General features: G+C 63.2%; 18 protein-coding genes. 9 read left to right on the top strand and 9 right to left on the bottom strand.

The window, feature by feature from the left end; all coding sequences use genetic code 11:
- Positions 1-5: 5 nt before the first annotated feature.
- The 5 genes from F753_RS28395 to F753_RS28375 all read left to right on the top strand — a co-directional run bounded on the left by F753_RS28395 (position 6) and on the right by F753_RS28375 (position 8,369).
- Positions 6-1,082, top strand: a complete 1,077-nt coding sequence (locus F753_RS28395) for an imelysin family protein (RefSeq protein ID WP_031297213.1) — start codon at positions 6-8, stop codon at positions 1,080-1,082.
- A 2-nt stretch (positions 1,083-1,084) separates the two neighbouring features.
- Entirely contained in the window at positions 1,085-2,179 is a 1,095-nt protein-coding gene (locus F753_RS28390) for a DUF1513 domain-containing protein (RefSeq protein WP_023444107.1), read from the top strand.
- 84 nt (positions 2,180-2,263) lie between these two features.
- Positions 2,264-3,886, top strand: coding sequence for a methyl-accepting chemotaxis protein (locus tag F753_RS28385; protein WP_023444106.1), 1,623 nt, complete (start codon positions 2,264-2,266; stop codon positions 3,884-3,886).
- 222 nt (positions 3,887-4,108) lie between these two features.
- A complete protein-coding gene (locus tag F753_RS28380) occupies positions 4,109-5,245 on the top strand; it encodes an efflux RND transporter periplasmic adaptor subunit (RefSeq protein WP_023444105.1) in 1,137 nt (378 codons plus the stop codon).
- A gap of 67 nt (positions 5,246-5,312) precedes the next feature.
- Positions 5,313-8,369, top strand: a complete 3,057-nt coding sequence (locus F753_RS28375) for a multidrug efflux RND transporter permease subunit (protein ID WP_023444104.1) — start codon at positions 5,313-5,315, stop codon at positions 8,367-8,369.
- Positions 8,370-8,401: 32 nt separating this feature from the next.
- Here F753_RS28375 and F753_RS28370 read toward each other — a convergent pair whose 3' ends face one another.
- The 6 genes from F753_RS28370 to F753_RS28345 all read right to left on the bottom strand — a co-directional run bounded on the left by F753_RS28370 (position 8,402) and on the right by F753_RS28345 (position 14,251).
- Positions 8,402-8,623: a hypothetical protein gene (locus tag F753_RS28370; protein ID WP_031297212.1), complete on the bottom strand. Its 222-nt coding sequence runs from the start codon at positions 8,621-8,623 to the stop codon at positions 8,402-8,404.
- A gap of 183 nt (positions 8,624-8,806) precedes the next feature.
- The gene (gene ltrA, locus F753_RS28365; RefSeq protein WP_017517123.1) at positions 8,807-10,228 is read right to left on the bottom strand and encodes a group II intron reverse transcriptase/maturase; all 1,422 of its coding nucleotides are present in this window, start codon (positions 10,226-10,228) and stop codon (positions 8,807-8,809) included.
- A 485-nt stretch (positions 10,229-10,713) separates the two neighbouring features.
- Positions 10,714-12,363 carry a chaperonin GroEL gene (groL, locus tag F753_RS28360; protein ID WP_003299861.1) on the bottom strand — a complete coding sequence of 550 codons (1,650 nt, stop codon included), beginning with the start codon at positions 12,361-12,363 and terminating at the stop codon, positions 10,714-10,716.
- Positions 12,364-12,412: 49 nt separating this feature from the next.
- Positions 12,413-12,706, bottom strand: a complete 294-nt coding sequence (locus tag F753_RS28355) for a co-chaperone GroES (protein ID WP_003294630.1) — start codon at positions 12,704-12,706, stop codon at positions 12,413-12,415.
- Positions 12,707-12,953: 247 nt separating this feature from the next.
- Positions 12,954-13,412: an FxsA family protein gene (locus F753_RS28350; protein WP_014819374.1), complete on the bottom strand. Its 459-nt coding sequence runs from the start codon at positions 13,410-13,412 to the stop codon at positions 12,954-12,956.
- Between the two features lie 131 nt (positions 13,413-13,543).
- Entirely contained in the window at positions 13,544-14,251 is a 708-nt protein-coding gene (locus tag F753_RS28345) for a HugZ family pyridoxamine 5'-phosphate oxidase (RefSeq protein WP_023444102.1), read from the bottom strand.
- Positions 14,252-14,351: 100 nt separating this feature from the next.
- Here F753_RS28345 and F753_RS28340 point away from each other — a divergent pair, with 100 nt between their 5' ends.
- Positions 14,352-15,110 carry an SDR family oxidoreductase gene (locus F753_RS28340; RefSeq protein ID WP_023444101.1) on the top strand — a complete coding sequence of 253 codons (759 nt, stop codon included), beginning with the start codon at positions 14,352-14,354 and terminating at the stop codon, positions 15,108-15,110.
- A 74-nt stretch (positions 15,111-15,184) separates the two neighbouring features.
- On the opposite strand, the gene F753_RS28335 is transcribed toward F753_RS28340, so the two are convergent.
- Positions 15,185-16,189, bottom strand: a complete 1,005-nt coding sequence (locus F753_RS28335; RefSeq protein WP_023444100.1) for a DUF481 domain-containing protein — start codon at positions 16,187-16,189, stop codon at positions 15,185-15,187.
- Positions 16,190-16,326: 137 nt separating this feature from the next.
- Between F753_RS28335 and F753_RS28330 the strand changes: the two genes are divergently transcribed.
- Together F753_RS28330 and F753_RS28325 are read left to right on the top strand one after the other, a co-directional pair.
- Positions 16,327-16,686 carry an MGMT family protein gene (locus F753_RS28330; RefSeq protein WP_014819370.1) on the top strand — a complete coding sequence of 120 codons (360 nt, stop codon included), beginning with the start codon at positions 16,327-16,329 and terminating at the stop codon, positions 16,684-16,686.
- Between the two features lie 39 nt (positions 16,687-16,725).
- Positions 16,726-18,426 (top strand): AmpG family muropeptide MFS transporter, encoded by a 1,701-nt coding sequence (locus F753_RS28325; RefSeq protein ID WP_023444099.1) that lies wholly within the window; start codon positions 16,726-16,728, stop codon positions 18,424-18,426.
- Between the two features lie 60 nt (positions 18,427-18,486).
- On the opposite strand, the gene F753_RS28320 is transcribed toward F753_RS28325, so the two are convergent.
- Together F753_RS28320 and F753_RS28315 are read right to left on the bottom strand one after the other, a co-directional pair.
- Entirely contained in the window at positions 18,487-19,311 is an 825-nt protein-coding gene (locus F753_RS28320; RefSeq protein ID WP_023444098.1) for a mechanosensitive ion channel family protein, read from the bottom strand.
- A gap of 89 nt (positions 19,312-19,400) precedes the next feature.
- Entirely contained in the window at positions 19,401-19,880 is a 480-nt protein-coding gene (locus tag F753_RS28315) for a YajQ family cyclic di-GMP-binding protein (RefSeq protein WP_003299849.1), read from the bottom strand.
- Positions 19,881-20,037: 157 nt separating this feature from the next.
- On the opposite strand from F753_RS28315, the gene F753_RS28310 reads away from it, so the two are divergent.
- Positions 20,038-21,003 carry a response regulator gene (locus tag F753_RS28310; protein ID WP_014819368.1) on the top strand — a complete coding sequence of 322 codons (966 nt, stop codon included), beginning with the start codon at positions 20,038-20,040 and terminating at the stop codon, positions 21,001-21,003.
- Positions 21,004-21,005: the final 2 nt, after the last annotated feature.

The raw sequence follows: 21,005 nt of genomic DNA, 5'->3' as shown, positions 1-21,005 counted from the left end.
ACACCATGATCCGTTCGAACACCCTGCGCATCGCCAGCGGCGCTCTGCTCACCGCCTTGTTGCTGAGCGCCTGCACGCCCGCCGACCCGCAGGCCGAGACCAGCAAAGCCTTGGCCGATGGCGTATTGCTGCCAGCCTATAAACAGTGGTCGGAAGCCGACCGCCGCCTGGCGGCCAGCGCGATCGCCTTCTGTGCCGACAACCAGACCCTGGACGAAGCGCATGCAGCCTTTGTGCATGCGCAAACCGCCTGGGCCGGCCTGCAGCCGCTGCTGATCGGCCCAATGGGCGAAGGCAATCTGGCCTGGCAGGTCCAGTTCTGGCCGGACAAGAAGAACCTCGTTGCACGCCAGGTCACGGCACTGCTCAAGACCAAGCCCGAGCTGACCCAGGCCGATCTGGATAACGCCAGCGTCGTGGTGCAGGGCCTGAGCGCCTACGAGTACGTCCTTTTCGACAGCAGCATCGACCTCGCCGACCCCGCCACCAGGACGCGCTACTGCCCCTTGCTGACGGCCATCGGCGAGCACCAGCAGCAGCTTGCAGCCAGCGTCCTGCAGCAATGGCAGGACAAGGACGGCATGGCCGATCAGCTGCGCAGCTTTCCCAACGAGCGTTATGCCGAACCGAGCGAAGCCATCGCCGAACTGCTGCGGGTTCAGGTCACGGCCCTCGACGGCCTGAAGAAGAAGCTCGGCGCGCCGCTCGGCCGCCAGACCAAGGGCCATCCGCAGCCGTATCAGGCCGAAGGCTGGCGCAGCGACACGACCCTGAGCAATATCGCCGCCGCCGTCAAAGGCGCCGAAAGCCTGTGGCTGGGTGCCGATCAGGACGGTCTGCGCGCGCTGCTCGGCGCAGAGCAGGCTGATCTGGCCAAGCGCATCGACGCCGGTTACGCCGATCTGCTGCAGCAACTGAAAGCCATGTCCGAGCCGTTCGGCGAAATGCTCGCCAACGAGGAGAGTCGTGCGCAGCTCGACGCGCTGTACCAGCGGATCGACCAACTGCATCGCCTGCACCAGCTCGAGCTGGCACGCGCCCTCGGCGTACAGATCGGCTTCAACGCGCACGACGGAGACTGATCATGAAACGCCGCACCCTGCTTGGCCTGACCGGTGCCATGCTTGCCGCCAGCGGCATCGCTGGCTGGACACTGACGCGTCACGGCGGGCAGCAGATGTTGCTCTCCGCGCGTGATGGCGCCGACGGGCAACACTACGCCGTCGGCTACCGCCTCGATGGCAGCCAGGTGTTCGCCACACCGGTCGCCGAACGCTGCCATGACGTCTACCCGCACCCGTACCTGCCCTTGGCGGTGTTCGTCGGCCGTCGCCCGAGCCGCGAGAGCTACCTGATCGACTCGCGTGACGGTCGTCTGCTGCAGGTCATGGCCTCGCCGGCCGAGCGCCACTTTTATGGGCACGGGGTGTTTCACAAGGACGGCGAGTGGTTCTACACCACCGAAAACGACACCGCCGATGCCGGCCGTGGCGTGCTTGGCGTCTATCGCCTGGAAGACCGCCAGCTGGTGCGCGTAGGCGAGCACGCCACCCATGGTATCGGCCCGCACCAGTTGCTGTGGATGCCGGACAACGAAACCCTGGTCATCGCCAATGGCGGTATCCGCACCGAGGCCGATAGCCGCGAGATGATGAATCTCGATGCAATGGAGCCGAGTCTGGTGCTGCTGCGCCGCGACGGTACGCTGGTCAGCAAGGAACAGCTGCCGGAGCAGATGAACAGCGTGCGTCACCTCGCCGTCGCCGCCGACGGTACCGTGGTCAGCGGCCAGCAGTACGAAGGCGATGCCATGGACCGCATCCCGCTGCTGGCGATCAAGCGGCCCGGGCAGCCCTTCCAGCACTTTCCGCTGGGCGAGGCACAGCGGCAGATCATGAACCAGTACACCGCCAGCCTCGCCATCCACGACGAGCTGCGCCTGCTGGCCGTCACCGCGCCGCGTGGCAACAAGCTGTTCATCTGGGACCTGGACAGCGCCGAGCTGCGCCAGGCGGCCCACGTGCCCGATTGTGCGGGCGTCGCGGCAGTCGCCGAGGGCTTCGTGGTCAGCTCCGGGCAAGGCCGCTGCCGCCTGTTCGACTGCCGTGGCGAACGCATCGCCAGCACGCCGCTGGACCTGCCGGCGGGGCTCTGGGACAACCATCTGCGCATTGTCTAGCTCAAGAAAAACATCACCCGGCCGATGATACTGGGCAACGGCAGGGATGCTCATTGACGTTTCCCAAATGACGAGACCTTGCCCATGCTCCAGAAATCCCTGCGCGCGCAGATACTCGCGCTGATTGGTGGCAGCCTGCTGCTGACGCTGCTCATCGCCCTCGCCTGCATTCGCCTGCTCAGCAACAACATCGACCACTTCCAGACGCTGCTCGACGGCCCGCTGGCCGAAGTGCAACTGATCGACGAGGCCAACCTCGAGTTCAAGGTCCAGGTTCAGGAATGGAAGAACGTGCTGCTGCGCGGCAAACAGCCTGAGTCACGCAACCGCTACTGGAGCCAGTTCGAGGCCCAGGAAGCCAAGGTGCAGAAGATTCTCGGCGACCTGCTCGTATCGAGCGCCGACGAGCCGGAGCTGGCCAGGCAGATCGAGAGCCTGCGCAGCGAGCACCGCACTCTCGGCGTTGCCTATCGCAAGGGCCTGGATGCCTTCATCGCTGCCGACAGCGACCCGCTCGCCGGGGACGCCGCGGTAGCCGGTATCGACCGGGCGACCAGCGCTCAGCTGAGCGAGCTGGTCAAACAGCTGGGCGACGCCGCAGCGCAGCGCTCGGAGACCATCCGTGCCGACGCACAGAGCACCGCATCATTCGGTCCGATCATCATGATCCTTGCCAGTGTGGTAGTGGCGCTGTTCAGCCTCTGGCTGGTCAATCGTCGGATCATTGAACCGATACGCAACCTGATCGAGCACATCGCGCGCCTCAGCCAGGGCAAGTTCGCCGACCGCGTGGATGCCAGCCGCAGCGACGAACTGGGCCGCCTTGCCGCTGCCGCCAACGTGCTGCGCGACTTCCTCGCCGACACCTTCACCCGCCTGCAGCAGAGCACCTCGAATCTGGACAGTGCCAGCGGCGAGTTGAACGCCATCGCCAGGCTGATGGCCGACGGCGCCCGCGAGCAGTTCTCGCGTACCGATCAGGTCGCCACGGCGATGCACGAGATGTCCGCGACCGCCCAGGAAGTCTCGCGGCATGCCGCCGAAGCCGCGCAGGCCGCCGACGCCGCCGACCATTCCGCCCAGCAGGGCGAAGCGGTGATGCGCGGCACCATCGCCACCATCACCGACATGAGCAACGAGATCGCCAGCACGGCAGACGTCATCCGCCGCCTGGAGGGTGATAGCGGGCGCATCGGCAAGGTCTTGGAGGTGATCCGCGGGATCGCCGATCAGACCAACCTGCTCGCGCTCAATGCCGCCATCGAGGCAGCTCGAGCGGGTGACGCCGGCCGCGGCTTTGCCGTGGTAGCCGACGAGGTGCGCACCCTGGCTCAGCGCACCGCCGAGTCCACCGCCGAGATTCACCAGATCATCGACACCGTGCAGACCGGCGCGAGCAATGCCGTACGCGCCATCGAGAGCGGCCAGGCGCGCAGCGAGCAGGGCGTCGGCCAGGTGACCGAGGCCGGTCAGATGCTGCAGCGCATCACCGAAGCGGTCGAGGCGATCCGCGACATGAACCGCCAGATCGCCACGGCCGCCGAGGAGCAGACCGCGGTGGCCGAAGATATTTCGCGCAATCTCACCGAGATCACCTCGATCGCCACGATCAACCAACAGAACGTCGAGCGCACCGAAACCGCCAGCCAGAACCTGCATGGGTTGTCGGCGCAACTTACCGAGGTCACCCAACGCCTCGCCGGCTGATGATCAGCGGGCGGGTCGACAGTCTGTCGACCGCCCCCACCTGCGCTGCTTTCCGCCCGCTCTCCCCCTTTACTTAGCCTCGTTTCGAGGCTAAGTTCCTCGCTCTCCGGTCCTGCTGAGTCAGGTGCCAGCAGGTTGCCGAAGCCGGCGACCGGACCGTTCGAACGGCTGCCTCGATCACGGCAGTAGACAGCCGGCTCACATCTCCAAGGAAATCGGAAAATGTTGCGCCGCATGCTGTTCATGCTGGGCGCGGTGGTCGTCGTCGTTGCGATTCTTGCCGCGCTCAAATTCAACTCGATCTATCAGCAGATTCAACAGTTCCAGGCGCCCAAGCCTGCGATCGACGTCGAAACCGAGCTCGCCCGCCGCATGGACTGGCAAAGCCGCCTGCCAGCCATCGGCACGCTCAAGGCGTCGCAGGGCATCGACCTCAGCGTCGAGATCGCCGGCACCATCACCGACGTGCAGTTCCAGTCCGGCGAGAAGGTCAGCAAGGGCCAGGCCATCGTGCTGCTCGACAGCGAGATGGAGCAGGCCAGCCTGGCCAGCGCCGAAGCCGACCTCAACCTGTCGCGCCTGGAGTTCCAGCGTGCGCGTAGCCTGCTGGATCGCCAGGCCATTTCGCGCAGCGAGTACGACCGGCTCAATGCCGAATCGCAGAAGGCCGCGGCCAGCGTCGCGCAGCTGCGCGCCAGTCTGTCGAAGAAGCGCATCCTGGCGCCCTTCTCCGGCACCATCGGCATCCGTCAGGTGGATGTCGGCGACTACATCGCCGCCGGCACGCCGATCGCCACGCTTCAGGACCTGACCACGCTGTACGTCGACTTCTTCCTGGCCGAGCAGCATGTGCCGCTGCTGAAGCTCGGCCAGCGAGTGCAGCTACAGGTCGCCGCCTATCCCGGCGAACGTTTCGAAGGCGTGATCAGCGCGCTGAACCCGAAGGTGGAAACCACTACCCGCAACGTTCAGGTGCGCGCCGAACTGGGCAATCCGGACGGACGTCTGCTGCCCGGCATGTTTGCCGACCTGCAGGTGCTGCTGCCGACCGAAACCGCCCAGGTGGTGGTCCCGGAAACCGCCATCACCTACACCCTGTATGGCAACTCGGTGCTGCTGGTGACCGAGGGCACGCCGCCGGAAGGCGTCAGCAGCGACGAGCCCTACCTGGTGGTCGAGCGCCGCTTCGTCACCACCGGCGAGCGGCGCGACGGACTGACGGTCGTCCTCGACGGCCTGGAGGGCGGCGAACAGGTGATCACCGCCGGCCAGCTCAAGCTGGACACCGGCGCCCATGTCGCCATCGCCGAAAGCCGCACGCTCAAGCTGGAAGGCTCTCAGCAGCCGGCAACCGAATAGAAAAGCCTGTTCCTCACGCGGCAGGCCCGATGCACAGCAGACTCAGACAAGGTTCCAGGGACTTCCCATGGCGTTCACCGATCCCTTCATCCGCCGCCCCGTGCTGGCGAGCGTCATCAGCCTGCTGATCGTGCTGCTCGGCATCCAGGCCTTCAACAGCCTGACCATCCGTCAGTACCCGCAGATGGAAAGTGCGCTGATCACGGTGACCACCGCCTACCCCGGTGCCAACGCCGAGACCATTCAGGGCTACATCACCCAGCCGTTGCAGCAGAGTCTGGCCAGCGCCGAAGGCGTCGACTACATGACCTCGGTCAGCCAGCAGAACGCCTCGGTGATCTCGGTCTATGCGCGCATCGGTGCCGACACCGATCGCCTCTACACCGAGCTGCTGAGCCAGGCCAACTCGGTGAAGAACCAGCTGCCGCAGGATGCCGAGGACCCGGTGCTGAACAAGCAGGCAGCCGACTCCACCGCGCTGATGTACATCAGCTTCTACAGCGACCAGCTAAGCAACCCGCAGATCACCGACTACTTGTCGCGGGTCATCCAGCCCAAGCTGGCAACGCTACCGGGCATGGCCGAAGCGGAAATTCTCGGCAACCAGGTGTTCGCCATGCGCCTCTGGCTGGACCCGGTGAAGCTCGCGGCCTATGGGGTTTCCGCCAGCGACGTGAACGAGGCGGTGCGCAAGTACAACTTCCTCTCGGCGGCCGGCGAAGTGAAGGGCCAGTACGTGGTCACCAGCATCAACGCCGACACCGAGCTGAAGACGCCGGAAGCGTTCGCCGCCATCCCGCTGCGCACGCAGGGCGACAGTCGCGTTCTGCTGGGTGATGTGGCGCGGGTGGAGATGGGCGCCGAAAGCTACAACTCGATCAGCTCGTTCGACGGTATCCCCTCGGTCTATATCGGCATCAAGGGCACACCCAGCGCCAACCCGCTGGACGTGATCAAGGAAGTGCGCGCGATCATGCCGCAGATCGAGGCACAGCTGCCGCCGGGCCTGAAGGCGACCATCGCCTACGACGCCACCGAGTTCATCCAGGCCTCCATCGACGAGGTGGTGAAGACCCTGGCCGAAGCCGCAGTGATCGTCATCGTCGTGGTGTTTCTCTTCCTCGGCTCGCTGCGCACCGTGCTGATTCCGGTGGTGACCATTCCGCTGTCGATGATCGGCGTGCTGTTCTTCATGCAGGCGATGGGTTACTCGATCAATCTGCTGACGCTGCTGGCCATGGTGTTGGCGATCGGCCTGGTGGTGGACGATGCCATCGTCGTGGTGGAGAACATCCACCGGCATATAGAACAGGGCAAGTCACCGTTCCAGGCGGCCATCGACGGCGCACGGGAAATCGCCATGCCGGTGGTGACCATGACCATCACCCTGGCGGCGGTCTATGCACCCATCGGCTTCCTGCAGGGGCTGACCGGCGCGCTGTTCCAGGAGTTCGCCCTGACCCTGGCCGGCGCGGTGCTGATTTCCGGAGTCGTGGCGCTGACGCTGTCACCGATGATGTGTTCGAAGCTGCTGCGCCATGAGGAGAACCCCAGCGGCTTCGCCCATCGCCTGGACGAACTGTTCGAACGCCTCAAGCAGCGTTACCAGCACGCGCTGCACGGCACCCTCAATACACGCCCGGTGGTACTGGTGTTCGCCGTGCTCGTGCTGGCGCTGATTCCGGTGCTGCTGATGTTCACCGAGAGCGAGCTGGCGCCGGAAGAGGACCAGGGCATCGTCTTCATGATGGCCAGCGCACCGAAGACCGCCAACCTGGACTACCTGAACGCCTACACCGACCAGTTTCTGGAGATCTTCAAGAGCTTCCCGGAGTACTACTCCTGGTTCCAGATCAACGGCTTTGACGGCGTGCAGAGCGGCATCGGCGGCTTCCTGCTCAAGCCCTGGGACGAGCGCGAGCGCTCGCAGATGGAGATCCTTCCCGAGGTACAGGCCAAGCTCGATCGCCTGCCGGGCCTGCAGATCTTCGGTTTCAACCTGCCTTCGCTGCCGGGCACTGGCGAAGGCCTGCCCTTCCAGTTCGTGATCAACACCGCCAACGACTACGAGACGCTGCTGCAGGTGACCGAGCGCATCCGCAAGCGCGCCGAGGAATCGGGCAAGTTCGCCTTCCTTGATGTGGACCTGGCCTTCGACAAACCCGAAATCGTGGTCGAGATAGACCGCGAGAAGGCGGCACAAATGAGCGTCTCCATGGAAGACCTCGGCCTGACCCTGAGCACCCTGCTCGGCGAAGGGGAGATCAACCGGTTCACCATCGAAGGCCGCAGCTACAAGGTCATCGCTCAGGTCGAGCGCGCCTACCGCGACAACCCGGACTGGCTGAGCAACTACTACGTGCGCAACGGGCAAGGCCAAATGCTTCCACTGTCGACGCTGATCCAGGTGCACGATCGCGCCCGACCGACTCAGCTCAAGCAGTTCCAGCAACTCAACGCCGCGATGATCCAGGGCTTTCCGATCGTCAGCATGGGCGAGGCGATCGAAACGCTGCAGACCATCGCCCGCGAAGAAGCGCCCGAAGGTTTCAGCTTCGATTACGCCGGCGCCTCGCGCCAGTACATCCAGGAAGGCGACGCGCTGTACCTGACCTTCGCGCTGGCATTGGCGGTGATCTTCCTGGTCTTGGCCGCGCAGTTCGAGAGCTTCCGCGATCCGCTGGTGATCCTGGTCACCGTGCCGCTGTCGGTTTGCGGTGCGCTGGTGCCGCTGTTCCTTGGCCTGTCGAGCATGAACATCTATACCCAGGTGGGCCTAGTGACGCTGATCGGACTGATCAGCAAGCACGGCATCATGATCGTCGAGTTCGCCAATCAGCTGCGCCGCGAACAGGGCCTGAGTCGACGCGAAGCGGTGGAAGAAGCGGCGGCGATCCGCCTGCGGCCGGTGCTAATGACCACAGCAGCGACGGTGTTCGGCATGGTGCCGCTGATCATCGCCAGTGGGGCCGGCGCGGTCAGCCGGTTTGACATCGGCCTGGTGATTGCCACCGGCATGTCGGTGGGCACGCTGTTCACCCTGTTCGTGCTACCGGCGGTCTATGACCTGCTGGCCAAGCCCGACCAAAGCCCGTCCACGGCGGCCGTACCGAGCGCCGGCTGAGTGCGGTGTGGCCTGCGAGGATAGCCTCCAGCTCACTGCATGCCCTGGGACAGGCCATACAGCAGCAACAACAAATCCTGATCAGGCCGCATCGCCTCGAACTGCGGGTGCCCACCAGGCGGCACCGGGCAATAGCTGCGGCTTTCGCTGCTCTGCACCAGCGTCGCTCCGGGCTCATTCCAGGCCGCCACGCACAGCGTGGTCACTCCCAGAGCGCCAACCAGGAACAATCCTCGAGCTATTTCCAGCTTCATGGCGTAAGCCCTTGATTAAGCGAGTAGTTAACTGACCGTAGTTCAGTTGTTTAATTCCTGTGCAATTTTGGACGAACGGTATGTACGGCCTGTGACGCCACTGTTCAGCAGGATCGGGTAGGAGGCGGCCTCACGGCCGCCGTCCTCCCACACCACCGTGCGTACGGTTCCGTACACGGCGGTTCAGGCCATGCGGTTAAGCCGATTGATCGTATCCAGTATCGAGACCAGTCCAAGTCTGTCCCATAGCTTCTTCGGCAGCGCCTGATTCATATGCGGCGCTCCTGAGTTCCACCACGGGCCTCGGCCATTGAAGGCCGACTTGCAGGCACGCTCCTCGCTCAATCCCAGGCGCATCAGGTTGCGCGCCCTCGTAGAGGGCTGCTTCCATTGCCGCCAGATGACACAGCGAAGTTTGTGCCTGACCCAGCCATCCAGCTCTTCCAGTGGACGCTTGCTCTGGCTGAGCTTGAAGTAGCCTGCCCAGCCTCGCAGCACCGGGTTTACCCGCTCGATGACATTCGCCATCTTGTGGCCCCGCACCCCTCGCAGCAGTTCCCTGAGACGGTCGCGCACACGGCGCAGGCTCATGGTTGCCACTCGCAGTCTAGGCAGCGAGTGCCAACTCATCCCATACCCCAGGTAGTCGCATTTCCACGACCCAGCCACGCGACTCTTGTCCCGATTCAGTCTCAGTTTCAGACGGTGATTCAGGAACCGCTCGACACTGGCCAGCACTCGTTCGCCAGCACGCGGACTACGGACATAAATGTTCGCGTCATCGGCATAGCGCACGAAGCGATGGCCTCGCCGCTCCAACTCACGGTCGAGTTCATCGAGCAGGATGTTCGACAGCAGCGGCGAAAGCGGGCCGCCTTGCGGCGCCCCCTCCTGCCGATGGCTGACAACCCCGTCCGACATGACGCCCGCTTCGAGGTAACGGCGGATGAGTCTGAGCACCTGTTTGTCTTCGACATGGCGCTCAACACAGAACATCAGGATGTCGTGGTTGACCCGATCAAAGAACTTCTCCAGATCGAGTTCCACGCAACACCTATGACCCGCCGCCACATGGGTGCGGGCCATCTCGACAGCCTGGTGAGCGCTTCTGCCCGGACGGAAGCCGTAGCTATAGTCCGAGAACAGCGGATCGAAGATCGGCGTGAGCTGTTGCAGCAGGGCTTGCTGGATCAGGCGATCCACGACACTGGGAATGCCCAGTTGCCGCATACCGCCCTGCGGTTTGGGAATTTCGACCGCCCGCACTGCCTGGGGATGGTATTCACCTGCCAGCAGCCTGACCTTCAGGATGGGCCAATACTGTTTCACGTAGCCTGCCAAGTCGGCGACCGTCATGCCATCGGCACCCGGCGCCCCCTTGTTGCTGACCACGCGCTGATACGCACGCTTGAGATTCGCCGGTGCAAGCACCCGCTCCATCAGCGTGTCCGGCTCCGCGTTCATCCACGTCACCGACGCCGCCGATACCTCTGCGCTGTCAGGCGTCATCCTCGGCCTCTGGCCGGGACTCGGGGTGACAGTCTTCTCTTGGAGAAATTTCTGCATTTCGGTTATCGACGAGACGCTGACGCCTACTGGCGGCATGACCTGTTCGGCCCTTGATGGCGTGGTTGACCGCCACTTACTACGGCCTCGGCTGACTTCTGCACGCCCATCCCGTCGCCTCTCGACAATCGGTAGCACAATGGCAAGCGTACAGATCTCCCAGGGTAATTCGCGCGACCTTCCTGCTTATGCCTGTCGGATCTACGTCGCAGCGTTCCGTGCAAGTATCGGGCTTTGGCGATTATGGCCACCTCACCCCGCTGCGCCGCCTCATCCGCTTCCTGTTCGTCAGGCCAGCATTTTGCCTCGGGCTTCCTTCAGATTCGCAGTCGCCCGCGACACCCTTGCCTTCAGCTAACACTTCCCCTTGCCGGGTGTGTAGAGGACTTTCACCTCCAAGTCGCCAGGCTCACCACCACAGTGAACCCGACAGCGCCAGTCACGGCGCTACGCGCCATGCCTGGCGCACCATAAAAAAACCCCGCACGAGGCGGGGTTCTTTTTGTAGCTAAGAGCCGGTCGGCTTACATCATGCCGCCCATGCCACCCATACCGCCCATGCCACCCATGTCCGGCATGCCGCCGGCGGCCTTGTCTTCAGCCACTTCGGCGATCATCGCTTCGGTGGTGATCATCAGGCTGCCGATGGACGCTGCAGCTTGCAGAGCCGAACGGGTCACCTTGGCCGGGTCGAGAATACCCATCTCGATCATGTCGCCGTAGGTGTCGGAAGCGGCGTTGAAGCCGTAGTTACCTTCACCCTGCTTGACCTTGTCGACCACTACGCTTGGCTCGCCGCCGGCGTTGGAGACGATCTGGCGCAGCGGTGCTTCGACAGCGCGACGCAGCAGTGCGATACCAACGTTCTGGTCTTCGTTCTCGCCCTTCAGCTCGGAGATGGCCTGCAGAGCGCGCACCAGGGCAACGCCACCGCCAGGAACCACGCCTTCTTCGACGGCAGCACGGGTCGCGTGCAGGGCGTCTTCAACGCGGGCCTTCTTCTCTTTCATCTCGACTTCGGTACCGGCACCGACCTTGATCACGGCAACACCGCCGGCCAGCTTGGCCAGACGCTCTTGCAGCTTCTCTTTGTCGTAGTCGGAGGTGGTGTCTTCGACCTGCTTGCGGATCTGCGCAACGCGGGCTTCGATATCGGCCTGCTGACCAGCACCGTCGATGATGGTGGTGTTTTCCTTGTTCAGCACGACGCGCTTGGCGTTACCCAGGTGCTCCAGGGTAGCGGTTTCCAGGCTCAGGCCGACTTCTTCGGAAATCACGGTACCGCCAGTCAGGATGGCGATGTCCTGCAGCATGGCCTTGCGGCGATCGCCAAAGCCCGGGGCCTTGACTGCAGCAACCTTGACGATGCCGCGCATGTTGTTGACCACCAGAGTCGCGAGGGCTTCGCCTTCGACGTCTTCGGCAACGATCAGCAGCGGACGACCGGCCTTGGCAACGGCTTCCAGCACCGGAAGCAGTTCGCGGATGTTGGAAATCTTCTTGTCGACCAGCAGCAGCAGCGGGCTGTCCAGCTCGGCGACCATGGTGTCCGGCTTGTTGATGAAGTACGGCGACAGGTAGCCGCGATCGAACTGCATGCCTTCTACGACGGACAGCTCGTTCTCCAGACCCGAACCTTCCTCGACGGTGATCACGCCTTCCTTGCCTACGCGCTCCATGGCTTCGGCGATGATGTCACCGATGGAGGAGTCGGAGTTGGCGGAGATGGTGCCAACCTGGGCGATGGCCTTGGAGTCGGTGCACGGCTTGGCCAGGTTCTTCAGCTCGGCGACGATGGCGATGGTGGCCTTGTCGATGCCGCGCTTCAGGTCCATCGGGTTCATGCCGGCCGCAACAGCCTTCAGGCCTTCGTTGACGATGGCCTGGGCCAGAACGGTAGCGGTGGTGGTGCCGTCACCGGCTTCGTCGTTGGCCTTGGACGCAACGTCCTTGACCAGCTGGGCGCCCATGTTCTCGAAGCGATCCTTCAGCTCGATTTCCTTGGCAACGGAAACGCCATCCTTGGTGATGGTCGGGGCACCGAAGCTCTTCTCCAGCACGACGTTACGGCCTTTCGGGCCGAGGGTCGCTTTAACGGCATCAGCCAGGACGTTTACACCGACCAGCATCTTCTTGCGTGCGGAGTCGCCGAATTTGACTTCTTTAGCAGCCATGTTGATTGATCCTCAATTCGTGAATTATTTACGGAGATTCGCGGGGCGATCAGGCTTCGACGACAGCGAGAATTTCGTTCTCGCTCATCACCAGCAGGTCTTCGCCGTCAACCTTGACGGTGTTGCTACCCGAATAAGGGCCGAACACCACCTTGTCGCCGACCTTCACGGCCAGGGCGCGTACTTCGCCGTTGTCCAGCACGCGGCCGGTACCCACAGCAACGACTTCGCCACGGTTCGGCTTCTCGGCAGCGGAGCCCGGCAGGACGATGCCGCCTGCGGTCTTGGTTTCTTCTTCGCTGCGACGAATCACGACGCGGTCATGCAGAGGACGAAGCTTCATTGTCGATCTCTCCTAGTAGAGTTGTTCCATGCCGATGATCTTCATCGGCGGGTTGGGCAAATCCGGCGGTGCCGGTTGCGGCCCGCAATGCGAGCCGCAGAAGACGGACTGTCGAACACGACAGCGACCTTGCGGTGTCCGCTACATGCGGGCGTTCAAGTGCATTTCAAGGGGCGCAGATGAAATTTTCATGGCCACAAACGAAACCGGCATGCCTGATGGCATGCCGGATTGTCGGCTGAGCAGCTTAGCGGTCGCGGTCATTGCGCTCCCACTCGCCTTCGATCACATTCGGCCGTTGCGGGTTGGAGCGCGCCTGCAGATCGTCGGCAAAAGCACGCTGGCGGCGCACCTGCGCCTCGATCCGCCGGTTGATCTGGCGGAACAGGAAGTTGCGTGTCGGTGGGAAAAGCACAACCAGCGCCAGCACATCGCTGATGAAACCGGGCAGGAACAGCAAGCCACCGCCAATGGCCATCATCAGCCCCTGCAGCATCTCGCGCTCGGGCAGTTCACCGCGGGCCAGACGTTCGCGGGCGCGCCAGGCGGTGGCGAAACCCGCCAGGCGCAGCAGCAGAATGCCGGCGATGCCACTGAGCACCAGCAGCAGGATGGTCGCCAGCGCGCCAATGGAGCCGCCGACCTTGATCAGCACATACAGCTCGGCCAGCGGAAACAACAGAAACAGTACAAAGAAGATTCGCATCGATGGTCCTTGACGGAAGATCAGCTTCCAGTCCTCTGTAGATGGCGGCAGGAGGGGTCTAATTCAACCCGGGTGACAATCGGCCTGTAACCGGATTATGCGCGACACGGCTGAAGCGAAACTGAATCCCCTCAACCTCGCGCCATGGCAACCAGCGCCTGGCGCACCGCCATTGGCGTTTCGCATGGTTCCGGAAACGCCAGCCAATGCAGTGCCTGGCCGATACGCAGATGGAAGCCCTCGCTATCGATCCCGACCATTTGCGCTGGCGCGCTCTGACGCACCCCGGCCTGTTCGACATAGCGGGCGATGGCAGCGGCGTGGTCATCGTTCATGTGCTCGACCATGCCCTGCTCCACCTCGCCGCTTTCGATCGCGAAGGGATTGGCCAGCGCGACGTGGTCCAGCCAGTGAATGGCGCCAAAGCCGCCGATGTAGCGCCAGCGCACCGGCTCCAGCATCCAGAAATCGAAGTCATGCACACGATGGTAGTCGCGCGACTCGGGAAAGTAGCGGTAGTAGCGCTGTGCCGCCGACTCGATTGCAGCGGGCTCAGCGAGCTGACGGGCTTCGGCAAGCAGCGTGAGTCGACCGGCCGCCTGCACATCCTCGGCGCCGCGTTCGCCGACCAGCAGCGAGCACCGCCCGTCGGCCTTCAGATTGCGCGTGTGCTGGGCGATGCGGCTGATCAGGATCAGCGGCCAGCCATTGGCGTCCAGGCAGTAAGGCACTACCGAGCCGAACGGAAAGCCGGGCATGGCCTGGGAATGGGTGGAGAGCACGCCGCGGTATTCCTTGAGCAGGAGTTGTCGGGCATGCTTGCTGGCTTCGGCGCTCACCTGAGGCTCCTCGAGACGGGTCCGGATCGACGGGCGCCCAGCATAACGGTTTCCCCGGCGGGCGTCGTTCCCGCAGCAGAACGACCACATGGAGATAGGCATGCACCTTCAAGACAAAGTCATCATCGTCACCGGCGGCGGCCAGGGCCTCGGCCGCGCCATGGGCGAGTACCTGGCGAGCAAGGGCGCGCGGCTGGCACTGGTGGACCTGAATCAGGAGCGTCTGGATGAGGCGGTCGCGGCCTGCAAGGCCGCTGGCGGTGACGCCCGCGCCTACCTATGCAACGTCGCCATTGAAGAGCAGGTCAGCGACATGGTTGCGCGCGTCGCCGAGGATTTCGACGGCCTGCATGGCCTGGTGAACAACGCCGGCATCCTGCGCGACGGTCTGCTGCTCAAGGTCAAGGACGGCGAGATCAGCAAGATGAGCGTGGCGCAGTGGCAAGCGGTGATCGATGTCAACCTGACCGGAGTGTTCCTCTGCACCCGCGAGGTCGCGGCGAAGATGGTCGAGCTCAAAAGCGAGGGCGCGATCATCAACATCTCCTCGATCTCCCGCGCCGGCAACATGGGCCAGACCAACTACTCCGCCGCCAAGGCCGGCGTGGCCTCGGCCACAGTGGTCTGGGCCAAGGAGCTGGCGCGTTACGGCATCCGCGTTGCGGGCGTGGCGCCGGGCTTCATCGAGACGGAGATGGTTGCCAGCATGAAACCCGAAGCGCTGGAGAAGATGACCTCCGGCATCCCGCTCAGGCGCATGGGCAAGCCGGCCGAGATCGCCCATTCGGTGGCGTACATCTTCGAGAACGACTATTACACTGGGCGCATTCTCGAACTCGACGGCGGCCTGCGCCTCTGAGCGTGTCGTCAGAGCAAAAAGAAAGGCAGCCATCTGGCTGCCTTTCTTATATATGCGTGACGTACGGGATTTGCTTACCAGCCTACACCGAACCCGATGCTGTAGCGGGTCTCGTCGAGGTCGCTGTCGGCACCACTGATGATGTCCTTCTCTGCCTTCATGTTCAGCGAGGCCCAGTCGGTGACCTTGTAACGCAGGCCAACCTCGGCATCCAGGGCATAGTCGGCGACATTTTCCAGCGGCTTGCCAAGCTCACCGGTGCTGAACAGCTCGAAGGTCTTGCCCACCAGGTAGCGGTTGTAGTCCCACTTCATCGCCGCCAGGTAGAAGTTCTCCTTGTCGCCGTCGGCGAATTCGTAGTCGCTGCGGTTGAACAACGCCGCCAGCGAGAACGCGCCAAGCTCGTTGTCCCAGAACTGATAACCCGGGCCGGTACCGATGGTGCGCTGACGACGGACATCTTCGATCTGGTCGCGCTTGTAGCTCAGACGCCCCTGCCAGAACCAGTGTTCGTCGAGGAAGCGGTCCAGCGCATATTCGGCATCCCAGTTGTCGGTGACCGTCACTCCATCGCGATATTCACGGTTGTAGTTACCGGTACCGTTGTGGCGCCAGAGCCCATGGCGCGCCTTGGTGTCGAAGGAAACGTCGTAGTCATCGGTGTCGGTTTCGGCACGCTTGTAATCCATCGCCACGTCGACATTGCCACTCCAGGTGAAATCCTGGATCAACGGCTTGGGATGGATGATCTGCGTGATGCTTGCCAATTCCACCGTGCGCGGCGCGGCACCATTGGCGATGACAACCTTGCCCTCGTCGGCTGCCTGCAGCGACTGCGCGACCTCGCCGGTCACGTCGTTCTGCTTGATCAGAAGCTTCTGGTCGCTTTCCAGCGTGGCGATCTTGCTCCACTTCAGCGGAATCGAGCCGCCGTATTCGGTTTCGATGAGCAGCTTGCCGCCGTCGAGCACACTGATCTTGCCGGTCAGACGATCACCATTCTTCAACCACACGGTGTCGGCGAACGAAGGCAGGGCAATCGCGGAAAGGGTCACGCAAAGCAGGGTTCTGGAGAACATATTATGTGCTGAAAATCTGGTCGAAGGCGGTTGAAAGGCTGGCATTATCCCTATGCGTTTAACTACAGCAAGCAAAGACCGCCGAATGGAGCACTAGTTCGGCGCGCAGTACGCCTGCCTGCACCGGAGTACCTGTCATGGCCGACCTTCCACCACTGCTGCCACCTGCTGCCGACGCCGATGCACGGCGTGCCGCTGTTTATCTGGTAATGTCGCAGATACCGCCGGGTAAGGTGGTGAGCTACGGCGAACTGGCCGCCATGGCCGGACTCGGTCGCGCGGCCCGCTGGGTTGGCCGGTTGATGTCTCAGCTGCCCGACGGCACCAGCCTGCCCTGGCACCGGGTGATCGCTGCCGGCGGACGGCTCAGCCTGCCGGCCGGTTCCCCTGCCGGGCACGAGCAGCGCATGCGCCTGCGGGCTGAAGGGCTGACCATCATCAACGACCGGGTGGACATGCGTCGGCACGGCTGGCATTCGACGGAGCACAGCGGTTAGAGTGCGCGCTTCGTCCAAAACTGCACAGATCCTCGATGTATGTCCCGTGAAACCTGGCGCGATGCGCTAGCCGCCTACGCCAGCCCCGCTACGCTGGCCCTGCTGTTGCTGGGTTTCGCTGCGGGTCTTCCCGCCGTTCTGGTGTTCTCCACGCTGTCGGTCTGGCTGCGCGAAGCGGGCGTCTCGCGGGAAACCATCGGCTTTGCCAGCTGGATCAGCCTGGCGTATGCATTCAAATGGGTCTGGTCGCCGATGCTCGACCAGTGGCGACTGCCCTGGATCGGCGCGCTCGGGCGCAGACGCTCCTGGCTGGTGCTGTCGCAGGCGCTGATCGCCATCGGCCTGGTTGGCATGGCCCTGTGCAACCCGCAATACAACCTCACGATGCTCATCGCCCTGGCGGTGGTCGTGGCGTTTTCGTCGGCTACCCAGGACATCGCCATCGATGCCTATCGCCTGGAGATCGCCGAGGACAAGTTGCAGGCGACCCTGGCAGCCAGTTACATGACTGGCTATCGCATCGCCATGCTGCTCGCCAGCGCCGGCGCGCTCTTCCTCGCCGAATGGCTGGGCTCGAGCAGCCTCGACTACAACCAGGCCGCCTGGACCACGACCTATTTCGCCTTCGCCCTGTTGATCCTTCCGGGGTTGATCACCAGCCTGGTGATCCGCGAGCCGGACGCCGCCCCGCCGCTACCCAACGAGCCCTCGCGCTACAGCTTCAATCACCAGCTCGCTGCAGTCGGTCTGCTACTGGTGCTGCTGATCTCGATACCGGCGATGATCAACGCACTGATCGCCCAGGCCTGGCCGCGAGCGACGCTGTATGCACTATTCATCCTCGGCAGCATTTCGCCGATGGGCCGGGCGCTGTTCGTGCCGGTACGCCATATTTTCAGCCAAGCCAAGCAACGCCAGCGACCGGCGCGCTTCGACTTCGCCCACCAGGCGGTATCGGTGATCGTGCTGATCATCCTCATGGTGTCGACCACCGGCATGTTCCAGTCCTACTGGGGCGGTTACTGGCCGCGCGGCACCATGTACCTGCTGATCTGCTGGGGCTGCCTCTCGGCACCTGGGCGCATCCTGATGGGGCCGGTGCTGACGCCGATCACCGACTTCATCCTGCGCTACCGCTGGCAGGCGCTGCTGCTGTTGGGGCTGATCGCCACCTACCGAATGTCGGATACGGTGATGGGCGTGATGGCCAACGTGTTCTACATCGATCAGGGTTTTTCCAAGGACGAGATCGCCAGCGTCAGCAAGCTGTTCGGTCTGGTGATGACGCTGCTCGGCGCGGCCTTCGGCGGCTTGCTTATCGTGCGTTTCAGCATCCTGCCAATCCTGTTCATCGGCGGAGTCGCCTCGGCAGCGACCAACCTGATGTTCATGCTGCTGGTAGAGATGGGCGCGAATCTGAACATGTTGATCGTCACCATCTCCTGCGACAACTTCAGCGGCGGCCTCGCCTCCACCGCCTTCGTCGCCTATCTGTCCAGCCTGACCAACCTGAAGTTCTCGGCCACCCAATACGCCCTGCTGAGTTCGCTCATGCTGTTGCTGCCCCGTCTGCTGGGTGGCTACTCCGGGGTCATGGTGGAACACCTCGGCTACAGCGACTTCTTCCTGGTCACCGCGTTGCTCGGTGTGCCGACGCTGATTCTGATCGTCTGGCAGTGGCGCAGAACCCGCCAGCAGCCGGACGACACGCCGCACGAAACAGCCTCCGAACATTCCTGAGGCGACAAGCAGAAACGACGAAGCCGGCAAATGCCGGCTTCGCTTCGTTCAGGCAAGACCTCAGCTCTGAACCAGGTGCACCACGCGCTGCGGAAACGGAATGCCGATCCCCGCCTCGTCGAAACGCTCCTTCACCAGTTCGGTGAAACCGAAGGTCACCGGCCAGAAATCACCGGTCGCGACCCAGACCCGCAACGACAGATTGACCGAACTGTCACCCAGCCCAGTGACAAATACCACCGGCTCGGGGTCGCGCAACACGCGCTCGTCCTGCGCGATTTCCAGCAGTATCTGCCGCGCAAGCTTGATGTCTGCGCCGTAATCGATGCCGACGTTGATATCGGCACGACGCCGCGGTTCGCGGGAGTAATTGGTGATATGACCGTTGGACAGACTGCCGTTGGGCACCACGATGGTCTTGTTGTCAGCAGACTTGAGCACCGTATGGAATATCTGGATGGAATGCACGGTGCCCGCTACGCCCTGGGCTTCGATCCACTCGCCGACCCGAATCGGACGGAACAGCAGAATCAGCACGCCGCCAGCGAAGTTCGCCAGGCTGCCCTGCAACGCCAGACCGATGGCCAGGCCGGCAGCACCGATCACGGCGATGAACGAGGTGGTCTCCACGCCGATCATCGAAGCCACGCTGACCAGCAGCAGCACCTTGAGCACGATGCTGGCGAGGCTGCCGATGAAACCATGCAGAGTCGGATCCACATGACGACGCTGCAGCAGGCTGGCGACCTTGCCGGTCAGGGTGTTGATCAACCACCAGCCGAGCAGCAGGGTCAATATCGCCAGGGTCACCTGGGCACCGTATTGCAGCACCACAGGCAGCCAGGATTCGGAAAGATCGACCAGGTAGTCGACGCTCAGGTCCATGGATTACTCCTTGTGAGGATCGGTGCCCGCAGCGCGAGCACCGATGGAAAGCGGGGGATGAATGCACGCGCCGAGGCGCGGAGGGAGGATCAGTCGCGGAAGTTGTTGAACTGCAGCGGCATGCCGAATTCGTGGCCACGCAGCAGGGCGATGGCTTCCTGCAAGTCGTCGCGCTTCTTGCCGGTGACGCGTACCTGCTCACCCTGGATGGCGGCCTGCACCTTGAGCTTGGCATCCTTGATGTAGGCGACGATCTTCTTCGCCAGCTCCTTGTCGATGCCCTCGCGCAGCACCACTTCCTGCTTGGTGCTCTTGCCGGAAGCGTAGGCGTCCTTGATCTCCAGGCACTGGATATCGATCTTGCGTTTGACCAGGCTCAACTTGAGGATCTCGAGCATCTGCTCCAATTGGAACTCGGCGTCCGCCGTCAGCTGCACGGTCAGATCCTTATGTTCGAAGCTGCCTTTGCCGCGCAGATCATAACGACGATCCAGTTCCTTGATCGCGTTATCGACCGCGTTGGTGACTTCGTGCTTGTCCAGTTCGGACACCACGTCGAACGAGGGCATGGGGATTCCTCCACTGTATAGCGCGACCGGCCGCATGAGCCGAGCGCGTATGTCTTGACGGTTAAGAAAGCGCGGTCATTATAACGATTCGACGTGTCAGCGCCCGCCCTACGGCAAGGAGTGACAGGACGTCCCCCTTCAATTGATTGAGCTTGCCATGCCCAACCCTCTCCTGAGCATTCTCGTCGTCGATGACGCCAAATTCTCCAGCGTCATGATCGGTCGCGCGCTGAGCAAGGCCGGCTACCAGGATATCCGCTTCGCCAGCAGCGCCGCCGACGCACTGGTGCAGCATTCGCAACGCCCCGCGCATGTCCTGCTGGCGGACTGGCTGATGCCGGAAATGGACGGCCTCGAGCTGACCGGCCAGATTCGCCAGCGCGACGCCCAGAGCGGGCACTACAGCTACATCATTCTGCTCACCGGCCGTGACAGCGAGAACGCCCTGGGGCAGGCGTTCGACCACGGCGTTGACGATTTCATCAGCAAGTCGGCGATGAACGAGCAGCTGTTGCCGCGCATCTTCGCCGCCGACCGTCTATGCGGCTCGCTGCAACGGCTCAAGCAGGAGAATCACCAGCTCGCAGAGAATGTCGCGAGCCTCGAAGGGCAGAGCCTGCAGGACCCGCAGACCCATCTCGGCAACGCCCGCTACATGCACCAGCGCCTGGCGGCCAGCCTGCGCCAGATGGAGAACCGCGGCACGGCGCTGTACTACCTGCAGATCGGCCTGCCCGACGCCGATGCGCTGCGCGAGCGCTATGGCGATGCGGTCTACGCGGAAATCCTCAGCGCCATCGGCACACGCCTGCAGCAGCTCGTCCGCCCGCTGGATGTCGTGTGCCGAATCAATGAAAGCCAGTTCGGCCTGCTGGCCCTGGTCAACGATCTCAAGGGGTGCTCGCCAAGCAGCTTCAAGCGCCTGCATGAAGGCCTGAACCTCAGGGCGCTGAAGACCAGCGAGGGTTTCGTATCCATCAAGGCGGGAATCAGTCTGATCAGCCTCGACACCGATGCGCTGCCGATCGCGCCTGAAACCATCATCGAGCGCGCGGCCGCCCTGCTGCCGAGCGCCTACAGCACCGGCCGCATCGTGCCGTTGCGCCTGAAGCAGTCGGCCTGAGG

Origin of the sequence: Stutzerimonas chloritidismutans AW-1 (assembly GCF_000495915.1) — a bacterium.
Taxonomy (GTDB): Bacteria; Pseudomonadota; Gammaproteobacteria; order Pseudomonadales; family Pseudomonadaceae; genus Stutzerimonas; species Stutzerimonas chloritidismutans.
The sequence above is the reverse complement of the archived record's forward strand: the minus strand, read 5'-3'. Positions and strand labels throughout refer to the sequence as shown.